The sequence below is a fragment of the Pseudomonas sp. Root569 genome, assembly GCF_001427465.1.
GTDB classification, from domain to species: Bacteria; Pseudomonadota; Gammaproteobacteria; order Pseudomonadales; family Pseudomonadaceae; genus Aquipseudomonas; species Aquipseudomonas synxantha.
Map to the genome: position 1 here is coordinate 139,251 of NZ_LMGQ01000001.1, position 15,810 is coordinate 155,060.

Here is a 15,810-nt window from a genome sequence, read left to right on the forward strand (position 1 = left end):
AAGCGTCATGCCTTGGAGTGCTCGGCGCAGGAGTCGCCTTCACCCCGAAAAAGCGCCAGTGACTTTAACAATGTGCCGGTGTCCCCTTGAGTGATGAACGCTTCACGAAAGGCTCTCCCGGTCTCCGGGTTGAACAGCCCGTCACGCTCGAACCGTTCAAATGCCTGCCTGGCCAGGACACCCGACCACCTGTAGGAGTAGGCGTTGGCACCGTAGTCGATAAGCTGTTCAAAGCTATTGAGTGGACGAGCGCCAGCCGGCCATTGCAAATGCCCGACTTGCGCGTTGCATTGGCTGAAAACCTCATGGGGCGTACGCCCGTCGCCAAAGGTACGGTGCAATTCGAAGTCGACGAGGCTTGTGAGCAAAACCCTGGCGGTTTCCTGGCTGGTCTGGGTGTGAATCAACCGGCTGATTTTGGTGGCCATGTCGTCAGGCAAAGGTTCGCCCGTCTGGAAATGGCTTGAGAGCCAGATCAGGAACGAGGGTGTAAAGCAGAACTGCTCCAAGACCTGACTGACGAACTCCGACGCGTCACGGCTCAGTTGATCAATACTGGAGAGCGTCCGATAAGGCGCCGAGGTCAACAGGTGCTGCAGACAGTGGCCGAACTCGTGTAGCAAGACCCGCAGCTGTAAATGATCCAGCAAGCAAGGATGGGTCGTGGTCGGGGCCGGTATCTGGGTACGCAGCATCGCCATGGGCAGTTTTGGTCGTCCTTCAGCTGTCATTCGGTGGCTTCGTAGACTGGACGTAAAGCCAAACCCCGCCCCTTCACTGCGGCGATAAGGGTCAATGAACAAATACCCGATCGGCTCTGAGTACTCTCTGAGCTCAAATACCCGCACATCCGGGTGCCAGGTATCGACCGTGGCCTGTTCGATCAAATCGACGCCGAACAGAGTCTTGGCGAACATGCACAGCCTTTGCAGTACCCACTCAAACGGGAAATAGTTACCCACGGTTTGCTGGGAGATGCCCGCCAGATCCTGACGGATTTTTTCCGCGAAATAATCGTGGTCCCAGGGCTCCAGCACATCGATACCCCGTTGCGCGGCATAGTTTTGCAGTTGCTGTGCCTCGTGGGTAAACGTTGTGCGTGCCAGGTCGATCTGTTGGTGAATAAATGCGCTGACCTGCTCCGTTGTGCTTGCCATCTGCTCTACCAGTGCCAGTTGGGCGAAATTGGCGTAACCCAGCAACTGCGCTTTCTGATGACGACTATAGAGCAACGTTGTCAGGACCTGTTCATTGTCATTGGCAATCGCATCCGGGCCGCTGTCCACTGCACGGCTGTAGTAAGCGAGCATGATTTCCTTACGCAAGCCTCGATGATCGGCGTATGTCATCACCTCGCGAAAGGACTGCTCCGACAGAGTCAATAACCAGCCTTGCAGACCGGCCGCCGTAGCCGCGGCCGCCATGCGCGCCTGAGCTGAATCAGGCAATCCGCTCAACAATGACACGTCCAGGATGTGCTTGCGCCATGCATCGTTTGCGTTTTTCACGCGGTCCAGGAATGCTTGGCTGAAGACCTCGATGTCTTGGTTCAACGCATTGAGCTGTAGCTGCTTGTCCGGTGACAGCTCAAGGCCGGCCACGCGGTACTTGCGCAGTTTTTTTTGCAGTGCGCCTTGGCGTTGCTCACTAAACAGCGCGGCGATCGGGCTGGCGGCAAGTTGTCGGTGAAGCCGATACAGGTCGCCATTGCCTGCCAGCTCGGCTTTGTACTGTGTTGCCATCGCTTGACTACGCGTTGATGCCTGCTGCCAGGCCAACCCTTGGGGGACGGAGTCAAGCAGCGTAAGGACATGCACAAAACCATCCAGGCGCGCTTCCAGTTCATCCACGGCCAACACCAGGTCATCCCAAGTGGGAAAGGCTGCCTGACTGGCAATAATCGAAGCGGTGGCACTGCGGCACTCGGTGATGATCTGCTGAATGGCGGGCACCAGGTGGTGCGCCTGGATCGTTGAAAACGGCGGCCGATCATAGGGCAGCAGCAGGGGATTACTGTCGGGCATGGGGTTACTCTTTAAAAAATGGCAGTCGAAGCAGCCAGCCTAAAGAGTGAATAACCGCAGGGAGGAATAGATAGGTAGGGGCACCGGCACGCAAATATGGCGCCCCTCTAGGCGCCACGTTTGCGTGCACAGGCACGCTCAGTGGCTCATGGCTGCTTGAGCGCCGCTCCCTCACCAGCGTTGGTCGGCTGCAACCTGAACACGTAGAACAGCACCGTCAGCAGCACCAGGAACACCGGGCCGACGTACAGCGCAATGCGGGTGTCCGGGAAGTACGCCATCAGGCCCACCACCAACACCAGGAATGCCAGGGCCAGGTAGGAACTGACCGGGTAAAGCCACATGCGGTATTTCAGGGCTTTCTGTTCGGCCGGGCTCAGGCCCTTGCGGAACTTGAGCTGGGCCAGCAGGATCATCACCCAGGTCCAGATCGCGCCGAAGGTGGCGATTGAGGTCACCCAGACAAAGACTTTTTCCGGCACCAGGTAGTTGAGCAGTACGCCCAGCAGCAGGGCGAAGATCGACAGCAGCAACGCCTTGCGCGGTACGCCGTTGCTGGAGGTGGTGCCGAAGGTCGCCGGCGCCTGGCCGTTCTGCGCCAGGCTGTAGAGCATGCGACCGGTGCTGAAGATGCCGCCGTTGCAGGAGGACAGCGCGGCGGTGATCACCACGAAGTTGATGATGCCGGCGGCGGTCTTGATACCCAGGCGCTCGAAGGTCATCACAAAGGGGCTGCCCTGGGTGCCGATTTCGTTCCACGGGTAGATCGACAGGATCACGAACAAGGCGCCCACATAGAACAGCAGGATGCGCCAGAACACCGAGCCGATGGCATTCGGGATGGTCTTCTGCGGGTTCTTCGCTTCACCGGCGGTGAGGCCGATCATCTCCACGCCCAGGTAGGCGAACATCACCATTTGCAGGGACATCAGCACGCCCTGCACGCCATTGGGCAGGAAACCGCCGTGGGCCCACAGGTTGGAGATCCCCAGTGCCACGCCGTCATTGCCGAAACCGAAGGCGATGATGCCGACGCCGCCGATCACCATGGCAATGATGGTGACGATCTTGATCAACGCGAACCAGAATTCGAACTCACCGAACGCCTTGACCGCGATCAGGTTGATGGTGCCCATGCTGATCAGTGCTGCCAGGGCCCAGATCCAGCGCGGCGTATCGGGGAACCAGACGCCCATGTACACGGCAACGGCAGTGATTTCAGCGACACAGGTCACCAGCCACAGGAACCAGTAGTTCCAACCGGTGAGAAAGCCCGCCAACGGGCCGAGGTAGTCCTGGGCATAACGGCTGAACGAACCGGCGACGGGGTTGTGCACCGCCATTTCGCCGAGGGCGCGCATGATCACCAGGATCGCCAGGCCGCCAATGATGTAGGAGAGCATGATCGCCGGGCCGGCCATTTCGATGGCCTTGGCCGAGCCGAGGAACAGGCCGACACCGATACAGGCGCCAAGGGCCATCAGGCGAATATGCCGTTCACCGAGTTCACGTTTGAGCGGGCCGCCTTGAGCGGTCTCGCCATGGGGCAGTGGGTTGCCGACTGGCATAAGGGTACAACCTCATCTTGTTATTGGATTAGCCACCGAGCCTCAGGTGTATCAGCGGATGGCCTGATACACCGGCTGGGACCGGGCCTGCCTCGTGGGCAAACCCGCCTGACCGTAAAAACCGGGCAGGTCAGCGGGGCGTGCAGTATAAAAAGCTACGGACAGGGCTTTTCACTCAATAAACAGCAAAATTTGGCGATAAGCCCCGTAAAAACCGCTTTCGACGGCTGCAGTTGCAAGCGTCTAAATCGGCCTTCACGGCGCAAAACGGCGGGAATTATTACATAACTTGTCTGCATCCGGGCCCCTGTGTCCGCGCCGTTGACGAGCGAGCTGCCACCAGGCGCCAGGGCTAATCCACGCTGAAAAACAAGCGCCTGGCCAGCAAGGCATGGCCCGGCAATCACAAATACTCAATACGCGCATCACCGGAAAAACAATTGGCGTATCACTGATCAGCATTTGAAATGCCAGGTACGAAAAATTCCTTGGGCGAGGTCGCCGAGCCAGTGCCCAGTCCGTCTAATGCGCCCGTCTGAACCGCCAATCTACGTCTACGCTTGAGACAGGTCCGATCAATCTGCATGGATCAATCGACTATGGGCGCTCTGTGGCAAACCGATCCGAGCAAGGCTGAAGTCAATAACGACAGCCCGTCCCCCGCGCCTTTGTCGAAAAGCAAACCGCCGCCCCGTCTCTGGCGGCGGCTGGGCTGGCTGATTGTGTTAATGGCCGTGCTCGCCGCTGGTTATGCCGCACTACGGGAAATGCGCAGCGCCCACTTGCAAGCCCGCTTATTCAGCCAGTGGGCAAGCGAACTGACCTACAGTGTCGGCCCCGGCGCCAGCGATGCCATGGTGTATCCCGGCGCCGGGCCCTTTGACCAGCGCCTGGGCTACAGCGCCCTGGGTGAGTTCCTGCCGCGCCTGCTCAAGCGCAACTACGTGGTCGCATCCCAGGCACGCTTCTCCGAGGCGCTGATGAATTACAGTCGCCATGGGTTATTCATTCCCTACGCCGAGAAACTCCAGGCCGGGTTGTCGATCACCGATTGCCGCGCCACGCCGCTGTATCAGTTCAGCTACCCGCCCCAGCTGTATGCACGCTTCACCGACGTGCCACCGCTGCTGGTGCACAGCCTGTTGTTCATCGAAAACCGCGAACTGCTGGACCCCGACCCGGCCCAGGCCAACCCGGCCGTGGACTGGCCGCGATTTGCCAAGGCGGCCTGGTCGCAAGTCGCCCGCCAGTTGCACTTGCCCGGGCAAACGGCCGGCGGCAGCACCTTGGCGACCCAACTGGAAAAGTACCGCCACTCACCCGACGGCCTGACCCTGTCAGGCAGTGAAAAAATCCGCCAGATGCTGTCCGCCAGCGTGCGCGCCTACCAGCATGGCCCCGACACCCTGGCCGCCCGGCAAAACGTGGTGCGCGACTACCTCAACAGCGTTCCGCTGTCGGCAGTGCCCGGTCATGGCGAGGTGCACGGCATGGCCGAAGGGCTGCGGGTGTGGTACGGCGCCGATTTTGCCCAGGTCAACCGGGCGCTGGCGGACACTGGCCGAGCCCCGACCAGCCTCGCCGCACGTGGCCTGGCCTTGCGCCAGGTACTGTCGTTGATGATTGCCCAGCGCCGTCCTTCCCATTACCTGATCAAGGGCCGCGACGAGTTGACCGAACTGACCGACAGCCACCTGCGCTTGTTAGCCCATCATCAGATCATTGATGCCGACCTGACCAAGGCGGCGCTGGCTGCCCAGGTCAGTTTCCGTGATTGGCAACAGCAACCGACGTTGCAACGGGTCGACAGCAATAAAGGCATCAGCGTGGCGCGCAGCCAATTGGCCGGCCTGCTCAACCGCCCGCTGTACGACCTTGATCGCCTCGACCTGGCCGCCACCAGTACCTTGCAAGGCTCCTTGCAGAACCAACTCACCGACTACCTCAAGCAGCTCGCCGAACCAACGTATGCCGCCAAGCTCGGCCTGCTCGGTGAACGCTTGCTCAGCCCCGCCAGCACCGCACAGGTGCGCTACAGTTTTACCCTGTTCGAGCGCACCGCCGACGGTGCGCGGGTGCGGGTGCAAACCGACAATACCGACCAACCTTTCGACATCAACGAAGGCAGCAAGCTCGAACTGGGCTCCACCGCCAAGCTGCGGGTGCTCACCACCTACCTGCAGATCATCGCCGAGCTGCACGAGAAGTACGCCGTACTGGCCCCGGCCGCCCTGAAGAAACTCGACATCGCCGAGCAGGATCGTATCAGCCGCTGGGCCGTCGACTACCTGATCCAGGCTGCGGATAAATCCCTGGCAAACATGCTCGATGCTGCCCTCGACCGCACCTACTCGGCCAGCCCCTACGAAGGTTTTTTCACCGGTGGCGGCCTGCATCACTTCCATAATTTTCGCAATGAAGACAACCACCGCAACCCGACCTTGCGTGACGCCCTGCGCGAGTCGATCAACCTGCCCTTCATTCGCCTGATGCGTGACCTGGTGCGCTTCACCACCTACTCTGGCGCCAACAACAGCGCGGCACTGCTCAAGGACGACAGCGACCCGCGTCGCCAGGAATACCTCGCCGGTTTCGCCGACCGTGAAGGTACGACCTACCTGCGCAAGTTCTGGAAGAAGTACCAGAAGAAAGACACCCAGGCACGTCTCGATACTTTTCTCGACGGCCTGCGCCCCACGCCCATGCGCCTGGCCGCCGTACACCGCTACCTGTTGCCCGACGCCAGCCAGGACAGTTTCAACCGGTTCGTGCGTGCGCACCTGACCGGCGCCAAGGCGAATGAAAAACTCAGCGACGAACGCCTGCAAAAACTCTATCGGGATTACGGCCCCGGGGCCTATGACCTGCCGGACCAAGGTTATATCGCCAAGGTCCACCCGTTGGACCTGTGGCTGGTAGGCCACTTGCTCAAGCATCCCGAAGCGACGTTCAGCGAGGTGGTCAAGGCCAGCCAGTTCGAACGCCAGGAGGTCTACAGCTGGTTGTTCAAGAGCCGCCATCAGAGCGCCCGTGACAGCCGGATCCGCACCATGCTCGAGGTCGAAGCCTTCCTGGAGATCCACCAGCGCTGGCAGGCCGTCGGTTACCCCTTCGACCACCTGGTGCCGTCCCTGGCCAGCGCCATTGGCAGCTCCGGCGACCGCCCGGCGGCCCTGGCCGAGTTGATGGGGATCATCCTCAACGACGGCGTGCGCCTGCCGGTACTGCGCATCGACAGCCTGCACTTCGGCGCCGGCACGCCCTATGATACCCGCCTGGTCAACGACCCCAACCGCAGCAAGCGCGTGATGCCGGTGGAAGTGGCCCGGGCCCTGCGCGGCGCGCTGTCCCAGGTGGTGGACGCTGGCACAGCCAAGCGCGTGGCCGGCAGTTTCAAGCTGGCCGACGGCACGCCCCTGGCCATGGGTGGCAAGACCGGCACCGGCGACAACCGCATCGAAGCCATCGGCGCCGGTGGGCGGATACTCAGCTCCAAGGCGATCAACCGCACCGCCACCTTTGTGTTTTTTATCGGTGACCGCCACTTCGGCACCCTCACCGCGTTCGTTCCCGGCAGCTCGGCCCAAGGCTTCACCTTTACCTCGGCCTTGCCGGTGCAAGTGCTCAAGGGCATGGCACCGATGCTGGTGCCGTATCTGGAAGCGACGGGAGAGGCGCTGTGCCACCGGTCATGAAGCGGGCTGCTGCGCATCGAAGATAATGTGCGTGCTCGTCTGCCGGACCGCGCCAGCGGATGTTCCTTTCACCCCCCCTCTTACACCTGCCGCTGCCCGACCATCAGTCGCCCGAGCTTGCCAAATCAAAAGATATATCTTAAGTTCTATCTTAACCGAGATGGAGAACTTAAAAATGAGAGAGCACCACCCTCACCATGGCCGCGACGGCTTCGATAAACGCCCAGGCCGCGGCCCTCGGGTGTTCGCGCCCGGCGACTTGAAACTGCTGTTGCCGGCGCTGATCGCCGAACAGCCCTGCCATGGCTACGACTTGATCCGCCAGATCGAAAACCTGTTCGACGGCGCTTACACCCCGAGCCCGGGCGTGATCTACCCCACCCTGACCTTCCTTGAAGAGAGCGAATTGATCAGCGGTGACGCCGAAGGCGGAAAAAAACGCTACACAATCACCGACGCCGGTCGTCTCTTCTTAAGCGAACAGGCGGTTGCCCTCCAAGGCATTCGCATGCGCATGGAAGTCAGCAAGCGCTCACTGCGCGGCCACGACCGCCCGCCGGAAATCCACGAGGCGGTGCACAACCTGCGTCATGCCTTGCATTCGCACCATGGGCGTTGGAGCCCGGAAGAAATCGTTCGTGTCGCGGCGCTGCTCAACGGCACCGCCCAAGCCATCGTCGACGGGAAAGACCAATGAATACTCAAGCCATCCATCGCGTTACCCACGAAATCAAACGCCGCCGCCTGCAAGTCCTACGGGTGGTCGACCTCACGCCGCGCATGCGCCGCATCACCCTGGGTGGTCCAGAGTTGGCCGGCTTTGTCAGCCTGGGCAGCGACGATCACATCAAGCTGCTGTTCCCACAGAACGCCGCCGAACAAGCCGCACTGGAAAGCCCCACATTCACCATCAAGGGCGACGGCCCGCAACCGGCCATGCGCGATTACACGCCACGGCGCTACGATTTGAGCATCGGTGAACTGGATATCGACTTCGTGCTGCACGGCGACGGCCCCGCCTCCACCTGGGCCGAGCAGGTGCAGGTCGGCCAGTACCTGTATATCGGCGGGCCACGGGGCTCGATGATCGTGCCGGATATCTTCGACAGCTACCTGTTGATTGGCGATGAAACCGCAATCCCGGCCATCGCGCGGCGCCTGGAAGAACTGCCGGCGGGTCGAAAGGTGCTGGCGGTGATAGAAATCGCCGATGCAGCGGAACAGCAAGTGCTGGAGAGCGCTGCGGATGTTGAGACTATTTGGGTGGTGCGCGGCCAGGAAGACCTGCTCGATGTAGTACGCAATCTGACGCTGCCTGGCGGCACGCTGTACAGTTTTGTCGCGACCGAAACCAAGCTGTCACGCCAGGTGCGGCGGGTGTTGCTGGATACGCACAAGGTCAACGAGGAGTTCTTGAAGGCTGTGGGCTACTGGCGGGCCGAAGGCAGCGAAGACGAATAAGGCTGACACGGTGGAAATGTGAGAGGGGGCTTGCCCTACTGTCAGTCAGTTAAGGCTCTTTGTAGGAGGGCGATGTACGCTTAACTGACTGAAGCCCCCTCACACATTGGATCAAGCTGTATCAGTTGGAGTGCGCCCGGCCCAGGCGCTTATCCAACCCCACCACTACCAGCGCCACCAGCACAAACCCCGCCAATAGCCCTCCGGCATTCACGAACACCTGTGGGTAACCCAGGGTCAGCACATCAATGAACGGGTACTGATACTGCCCGAGCAAATCCCCGCGCAACAGCACATAACCGAAGTACACCAATGGGTAGATCACCCAGGCACCAATGTGCCTGAAACGCAGCTGCCCCTTTGGCACGCACTGCCACCAATAGATCACAAACAGCAGCGGCATCACGTCATGCAGCAATTCATCCGCGATGAATTGAAAGCCTTCGGGGCTCCACAAATGCCGCAGCAGCAGGTTATACGCCAGGCTCACCACAATGATGCTCGCGGCGACTGCGCTACTGACCACTGGCGCCAGGAAAAACCGTTTTATCGCTGAGTCGCGCTTGGTCCCTGCATAGCTGAGCACCACCACCGCCAGGGTGTTGGTCAGCACCGTAAAGAAACTGAAAAAGCTGATCAGCCCACCCAACAGGCTGGCGTCGATGGCCCAGCGTGAATAGAAGATCAGGTATTGCTGGATCGCCAGCCCCACCCAACCGGCCAGCGCCGCTACCGCCACAAAGCGCTTCATGGCCTCAATCCAGCGGGCGTTTGGTGCGCATCAGTTTGACGTACAGGCTTTCGACTTTCTCCCGTGCCCAAGGGGTCTTGCGCAGGAAGGTCAGGCTCGACTTGATGCTCGGGTCGCTCTTGAAGCAGCGGATATCAATACGCTCGGCCAGGCCGCTCCACTCGTAATGTTCAACCAGGGTGGTGAGCACGTGTTGCAGGGTCACACCGTGGAGCGGGTCGTTGCTTGTCGCGGTCATGCCGGGCCTTTTGCAAATAGAGGAAACACAGCCGCGCACCTTAGCCGACGAGGCGTGCAGGTGGAAGCATGGCATTGAATATAGCCCGCCAGGAAAAGTTCCACTTTCCGATAAAAAAGAGATGTTATATTGTAACCATATCTAACAGAAGTTTTACCTAGGAATATCCGATGTCCCTGCCTTCTCTCTGGCGCCTGTCCCCTCTCGCCGCTGCCTTGTTGATCAGCTCCCAAGCCCATGCCCTGGAATTGCCACCCCAAGTGGTCACCGGCAACCCACTGGGCAGCGAACAACTGGCCTCGCCCACCACCGTACTGGAAGGTGATGAGCTGACCTTGCAACAAAAAGGCAGCCTCGGCGAAACCCTGAACAAGCAACCGGGGGTGTCATCTTCGTATTTCGGCCCGGGCGCCAGCCGCCCGATCATTCGCGGCCAGGATGGCGACCGCATTCGTATCCTGCGCAATGGTGTAGGCGCGCTGGATGCGTCGTCGCTGTCCTACGACCACGCGGTGCCGCTCGATCCGATCAACGTTGACCGCATTGAAATCGTGCGCGGCCCGGCTGCCCTGCTGTATGGCGGCAGCGCCATCGGCGGTGTGGTTAATACCTTCGACAACCGCATCCCCACAGAGGCTATTGAAGGCATCCACGGCGCCGGCGAGTTGCGCTACGGTGGCGCCGATACCACCCGTAGCAGCGCGGGCAAGCTGGAAGCCGGCAACGGCACCTTCGCCCTGCACCTGGATGCCAATGCACGGGAATTCAACGACCTGAAAATCCCAGGTTATGCCCGCAGCCGCCATGCCCCGACCACCGAAGACGGCCCAGGCAAGAATGGCCGCCTGGGCAACAGCGACGGGCGCCAGGACGGTGGTGCCGTCGGCGGTTCCTACACCTGGGACGATGGTTATGCCGGGCTGTCCTACAGCAACTACGACAGCAACTACGGCTCGCCGGCCGAGCAGGATGTGCGCATCCGCATGCAGCAGGATCACTACGCCTTTGCGTCCGAAATCCGTAACCTGCAAGGGCCGTTCACCTCGGTGAAACTCGACGCGGGCTACACCGACTATGAACATCGCGAAATCGAAGGCGGCGAGACCGGTACGATCTTCAAGAACAAAGGCTATGAAGCCCGTGTTGAAGCTCGCCACCAGCCGATCGGCCCATTCGACGGCGTGGTCGGCGCCCAAGTGACCCGCAACGAGTTCTCGGCCCTGGGCGAAGAAGCTTTCGTGCCGCAGACCGACACCAATGTCGGCGCACTGTTCATACTCGAAGAGATGCAAGCCACCGAGCGCCTGAAACTCAGCCTCGGCGCCCGCGTGGAACACACCAGCGTCGATCCCGATGCCAAGGGCAACGAGCGATTTGCCAATGCCAGCAAGCGCAATGACTTCACCGCCGGCAGCCTGTCGTCCGGCGCGGTGTATACCCTCACGCCAATCTGGTCCCTGGCTGCTACGTTGGGCTACACCGAGCGCGCACCGACCTTCTATGAGCTGTATGCCAACGGCGCCCATGTCGCCACTGGCACCTTTGAGCTGGGCGATGCCAACCTGAAGAAAGAAAAAGCCGTGTCCAGCGACCTCGCACTGCGCTTTGACAATGGCGCCCACAAGGGCAGCTTCGGCGTGTTCTACAGCCGCTTCTCCAACTACATCGGCCTGCTCGGCACGGGGCGCACTTTGAACGATGAGGGTGAAGAGGACGCAAGCGGTATCCCCGAATACGAATATTCCGGTGTGCGTGCGCGTTTTGCCGGCTTCGAAGCCCAGGATCACTGGAAGCTCGGCGAAGGCGCCTACGGCAAGTTTGCACTGGAACTGTCGGGCGACTACACTCGCGCCACCAACCTGGACACCGGCGAAGCCCTGCCACGCATCGCGCCGCTGCGCTTGAACAGCGGCTTGCTATGGGAACTGGACCGCTGGCAAGCGCGTATCGATGTGGAACACGCAGCAGGCCAAGGGCGCGTGCCGGATAACGAAAGCGGCACCGATGACTACACCACCCTGGGTGCCAGCGCGGGGTATCGCTTCAATGTCGGTGGGAGCCAGTGGCTGGCCTTTGTCAACGGCGAGAACCTGACCAACCAGACCGTGCGCTATGCCAGCTCGATCCTGCGCGACATCGCACCGGCACCGGGGCGCAGTGTGCAGTTCGGCATCCGCACCACCTTCTGACCAACACAGCAAATCCTCTGTGGGAGGGAGCTTGCCCCCTCCCACCTCAATTTTGCAGCGACAATGAGTCACTGTTACCAAAACTGAAATGATGCATCTTGCGATTCACCCTTTCTCAAAACGCCCCGCCGCATTATTCTTCGCAACAATCTGAAACGCTTCACCTCCCGGTCGATCCCCTTTGCCAATTTTTCCTATACGCAAAGACAGCGCTGTCTTACCTCGACCAGCGCTGGAGGGGATATCGCCCGCCTGTGGATAACCCGGTTATCCACAGAAAAATCAAAAATAACGATGAACCAAGCCCGAGCCGAATCGTCATCTACAGTGAGTGAAGCACGGGGTTACATAATTCCAACGTAACGGAGAAACACACTATGAGCACTGATGGGGCTTCAAGCCCAAGCCGCCTGCTGCCCAGGCTGCTGGGGATCTTGCTGCTGATCATGGGGCTGGCCTTGCTGGCCGGCGGTGTCAAGCTGAGCATGCTCGGCGGGTCGCTGTACTACCTGCTGGCCGGTATTGGCATCGCCCTGACCGGCATATTGCTGCTCGCCACCCGCCGCGCCGCGCTGGGCCTTTATGCACTGGTACTGTTCGCCAGCACCGTGTGGGCACTGTGGGAAGTCGGCCTGGACTGGTGGCAACTGGTGCCGCGCCTGGCCCTGCTGTTCGCCCTGGGCATCGTCATGTTGCTGCCGTGGTTTCGCCGTCCGTTGTTGCGTGGCCAAGCCGCGCCACTGGGCACTGGCGCGCTGAGCGTGGCCGTGGTGCTGGCGGGTGCTACCGCCCTGGCCAGCCAGTTCACCAACCCAGGTGAAATGGTCAAGACCGGCCAACTGGACCGCGACGCGGTGCCGGGCATGGCCAGCGCTGCACCGGCCCAGGCTGATGGCGACTGGAATTCCTATGGCCGTTCCGCCCACGGTGATCGTTATTCGCCACTGGCACAGATCACCCCGGAAAATGCGCATAAGCTGGTACCCGCGTGGACCTTCCGTACCGGCGACATCCCTGGCCCAGGCGATCCCGGTGAAACCACCGCGGAAAATACCCCGCTGAAAGTCAACGGCATGCTCTACGTGTGCACTCCGCACAGCCAAGTGATTGCCCTGGACCCGGACACCGGCAAGGAAATCTGGCGTTTCGACCCGAAGATCACCACCCAGGGTGCTGAAAGCTTCAAGGGTTGGGCGCACATGACTTGCCGTGGCGTGTCGTACCACGATGACGCTGCCTACGCTTCCGAGCAGAGCCCAACCGGCAGCGCCAGCCCGGCTGCCGCGCCGAATGCCTGCCCGAAACGTATCTTCGTCCCTACTGCTGACACTCGCCTGATCGCGCTGAACGCCGACACCGGCAAGATGTGCGAAGACTTCGGTGACAAAGGCCAGGTCGACCTGCGTGCCAACATCGGCAGCTTCGCCCCAGGCGGTTACTACTCCACCTCGCCACCGGCCGTGACCAAGAACCTGGTGGTGATCGGCGGTCACGTGACCGACAACGTTTCGATCGATGAGCCAAGCGGCGTAATCCGTGCGTTCGACGTGCACACCGGCAAACTGGTGTGGAACTGGGACAGCGGCAACCCGGACGACACCACCCCGTTGGCCGAGGGTAAGACCTACACCCGCAACTCGCCGAACATGTGGTCCATGTTCGCCGTGGATGAAAAACTCGGCATGCTTTACCTGCCGATGGGCAACCAGATGCCCGACCAGTACGGCGGCGACCGTACCGACGATTCGGAAAAATACGCCGCTGGCTTGACGGCCCTGGACATCGACACAGGCCACGTGAAGTGGACCTTCCAGTTCACCCACCACGACCTGTGGGACATGGACGTCGGCGGCCAGCCTTCGCTGATCGACATCAAGACCGAAGCCGGCGTCAAGCAGGCCGTGATGGCGTCGACCAAGCAAGGCAGCATCTACGTGCTGGACCGCGCTACCGGCCAGCCGGTGGTGCCAATCCACGAAGTTGCCGTACCCCAAGGCGCAGTGGCGGGCGACCGTACCTCCCCTACCCAGCCCAAGTCCGACCTGAACTTCATGCCGCCGCCGTTGAAAGAACGCGACATGTGGGGCGTTACGCCGTTCGACCAACTGATCTGCCGGATCGACTTCAAGTCGATGCGCTACGACGGCCCGTTCACCCCGCCATCGCTGCAAGGCTCGATCGTTTACCCAGGTAACTTCGGTGTGTTCGACTGGGGCGGCATCTCGGTCGATCCAGTACGCCAGATCGCCTTCGTGAACCCAAGCTACATGGCGTTCAAATCGAAGCTGATCCCGGCTGCAGACATCGCCAAGCAAGGCCCACGCGTCAGCGAAACCGAAGGCGTACAGCCAAACAAAGGCGCGCCGTACGGCGTGATCCTCGAAGCGCTGCTGTCGCCCATGGGCCTGCCGTGCCAGGCACCAGCGTGGGGCTACGTGGCAGCGGTCGACCTGACCAACCACCAGACCATCTGGATGCACAAGAACGGCACTGTGCGTGACAGCTCGCCGGTCCCTATCCCGCTGACCATGGGTGTGCCTAGCCTGGGCGGTACGTTCACCACTGCCGGTGGCGTCGCGTTCCTCAGCGGCACCCTCGACCAGTACCTGCGTGCCTATGACGTGAAAAACGGCAAGCAACTGTGGGAAGGCCGCCTGCCTGCAGGCGCGCAAACCACACCAATGACCTACACCGGCAAGGACGGCAAGCAATACGTGCTGGTCATGGCCGGCGGTCATGGTTCCCTGGGTACCAAACAGGGTGACTATGTGATGGCGTTCAAACTGCCGGATTAAGTGGACCCGGCGGTAAAACAAGGGCGGCTACCTGATGGGTAGCCGCTTTTTTTTTCGTCTGCCAAAAATTGACGATCGTTAATACGCGATTAATCAGCCGGCTAAAAAACCAGCGTTTCAAGAAAAATCCTATCGGTCCCCTGCGCCCTTAAAACTAATTTACTGCACACGCCCTGCGTACCCTATACGCCTACTGATAAAACTCTAAAGGGAGCTTCTGAACATGATGGACCATGCTGCGACAAAACCAACCACGTCCAAATCAGCAAAAATTATAGAACTTGAATATCTCGACACCTCAAGTTTGAAACAACTGATCAGTGGAGAAGTACTTGCTATCCGAATACCTGAGTTTGCGAACGCCAAAACCAGCGAGCGGTTAAATCAAATCATCGGTGAGGCCGACACGCTGGAACAATACAGCCATGAAACCTACGAGGATGGCCACGTCGTACAGCATTTCTACGGCGTGCATCGCTGGGGCACCCCGTTCAACTCCACCTACGGCAAGGCTGCCGGCAGCGATGCCCAAGCCAAATATTATGCTGACGCGGCCCATATGCGCGGTGTGATCGACAGCATTTGCGCACCTGAAAAGCCGCCCATCCAACACCTGATGGAGCAGCTCAAGGAGATCTGGCCGCAAGGCGCAGTCACCGCAGCTTTTCAAGGCCAACCGATGTTCTGCGGGATTATCCGTGCCATGTTTCCCGAGACGGCGCACCTCTCGGAAACGGTTCCCCATGTGGATTGCCTGCCTCTGTCGATCGCGGAACTGGAACACCAATTCAGCGCCAATATTTATCTGGAAACGCCGCCATCAGGCGGAGAGTTGATCATCTGGGATACCGAGGCCTTTGCCTATGACGAGGTCAAGCGTTTCGAAGGCGCACAACTGCCCGAGGACCGTTTGCAAAAGCCGTTACGTATCCAGCCGCGCAACAACGAACTGGTGATCATCAATACCCGCCGCCCCCACGCCATTTGCGGATTCGAGTCGGGAAAACGTATCAGCATGCAGTCGTTTATCGGCTATACCCCTGGCGAACCGTTTTATTTCTGGTGCTGATACTTTTAACCCGCTTGCAA

The 15,810-nt window shown here is 60.3% G+C and carries 10 protein-coding genes; 6 read left to right on the forward strand and 4 right to left on the reverse strand.

The annotated features are described in order from the left end of the window. Positions 1-5: 5 nt before the first annotated feature. Positions 6-1,952 (reverse strand): M3 family metallopeptidase, encoded by a 1,947-nt coding sequence (locus ASD70_RS00695; protein WP_162252741.1) that lies wholly within the window; start codon positions 1,950-1,952, stop codon positions 6-8. 218 nt (positions 1,953-2,170) lie between these two features. Further along, positions 2,171-3,592, reverse strand: coding sequence for an amino acid permease (locus ASD70_RS00700; RefSeq protein WP_046071115.1), 1,422 nt, complete (start codon positions 3,590-3,592; stop codon positions 2,171-2,173). 599 nt (positions 3,593-4,191) lie between these two features. On the opposite strand from ASD70_RS00700, the gene ASD70_RS00705 reads away from it, so the two are divergent. From ASD70_RS00705 to ASD70_RS00715, 3 genes are all read left to right on the forward strand, one after another. Then, positions 4,192-7,287 (forward strand): transglycosylase domain-containing protein, encoded by a 3,096-nt coding sequence (locus tag ASD70_RS00705; protein ID WP_056845434.1) that lies wholly within the window; start codon positions 4,192-4,194, stop codon positions 7,285-7,287. A gap of 175 nt (positions 7,288-7,462) precedes the next feature. Beyond that, complete coding sequence (locus tag ASD70_RS00710; RefSeq protein WP_046071113.1) at positions 7,463-7,984, forward strand: PadR family transcriptional regulator; 522 nt, start codon at positions 7,463-7,465, stop codon at positions 7,982-7,984. Next, complete coding sequence (locus ASD70_RS00715; RefSeq protein ID WP_046071112.1) at positions 7,981-8,748, forward strand: siderophore-interacting protein; 768 nt, start codon at positions 7,981-7,983, stop codon at positions 8,746-8,748. The genes ASD70_RS00710 and ASD70_RS00715 overlap by 4 nt, the downstream gene beginning before the upstream one ends. A gap of 121 nt (positions 8,749-8,869) precedes the next feature. Here the strand turns inward: ASD70_RS00715 and ASD70_RS00720 are convergent, their stop codons facing one another. Further along, positions 8,870-9,499, reverse strand: coding sequence for a Pr6Pr family membrane protein (locus tag ASD70_RS00720; protein WP_046071111.1), 630 nt, complete (start codon positions 9,497-9,499; stop codon positions 8,870-8,872). A gap of 4 nt (positions 9,500-9,503) precedes the next feature. Next, a complete protein-coding gene (locus tag ASD70_RS00725; protein WP_043048686.1) occupies positions 9,504-9,737 on the reverse strand; it encodes a VF530 family DNA-binding protein in 234 nt (77 codons plus the stop codon). Positions 9,738-9,907: 170 nt separating this feature from the next. Here ASD70_RS00725 and ASD70_RS00730 point away from each other — a divergent pair, with 170 nt between their 5' ends. The 3 genes from ASD70_RS00730 (at position 9,908) to ASD70_RS00740 (ending at position 15,790) form a co-directional block, all read left to right on the forward strand. Beyond that, positions 9,908-11,926, forward strand: a complete 2,019-nt coding sequence (locus ASD70_RS00730) for a TonB-dependent receptor (RefSeq protein WP_056845435.1) — start codon at positions 9,908-9,910, stop codon at positions 11,924-11,926. A 377-nt stretch (positions 11,927-12,303) separates the two neighbouring features. Continuing rightward, on the forward strand, positions 12,304-14,721 hold the full coding sequence (locus tag ASD70_RS00735) for a glucose/quinate/shikimate family membrane-bound PQQ-dependent dehydrogenase (RefSeq protein ID WP_046071109.1): 2,418 nt from the start codon (positions 12,304-12,306) through the stop codon (positions 14,719-14,721). A gap of 223 nt (positions 14,722-14,944) precedes the next feature. Continuing rightward, on the forward strand, positions 14,945-15,790 hold the full coding sequence (locus ASD70_RS00740; RefSeq protein ID WP_056845436.1) for a 2OG-Fe(II) oxygenase: 846 nt from the start codon (positions 14,945-14,947) through the stop codon (positions 15,788-15,790). The last annotated feature ends 20 nt before the right edge of the window (positions 15,791-15,810 follow it).

Excerpts from the sequence above, each read along its gene's own strand:
- ASD70_RS00700 (WP_046071115.1), bottom strand. The coding sequence starts at position 3,592 with ATGCCAGTCGGCAACCCACTGCCCCATGGCGAGACCGCTCAAGGCGGC.
- ASD70_RS00705 (WP_056845434.1), top strand. The coding sequence starts at position 4,192 with ATGGGCGCTCTGTGGCAAACCGATCCGAGCAAGGCTGAAGTCAATAAC.
- ASD70_RS00710 (WP_046071113.1), top strand. The coding sequence starts at position 7,463 with ATGAGAGAGCACCACCCTCACCATGGCCGCGACGGCTTCGATAAACGC.
- ASD70_RS00715 (WP_046071112.1), top strand. The coding sequence starts at position 7,981 with ATGAATACTCAAGCCATCCATCGCGTTACCCACGAAATCAAACGCCGC.
- ASD70_RS00720 (WP_046071111.1), bottom strand. The coding sequence starts at position 9,499 with ATGAAGCGCTTTGTGGCGGTAGCGGCGCTGGCCGGTTGGGTGGGGCTG.
- ASD70_RS00725 (WP_043048686.1), bottom strand. The coding sequence starts at position 9,737 with ATGACCGCGACAAGCAACGACCCGCTCCACGGTGTGACCCTGCAACAC.
- ASD70_RS00730 (WP_056845435.1), top strand. The coding sequence starts at position 9,908 with ATGTCCCTGCCTTCTCTCTGGCGCCTGTCCCCTCTCGCCGCTGCCTTG.
- ASD70_RS00735 (WP_046071109.1), top strand. The coding sequence starts at position 12,304 with ATGAGCACTGATGGGGCTTCAAGCCCAAGCCGCCTGCTGCCCAGGCTG.
- ASD70_RS00740 (WP_056845436.1), top strand. The coding sequence starts at position 14,945 with ATGATGGACCATGCTGCGACAAAACCAACCACGTCCAAATCAGCAAAA.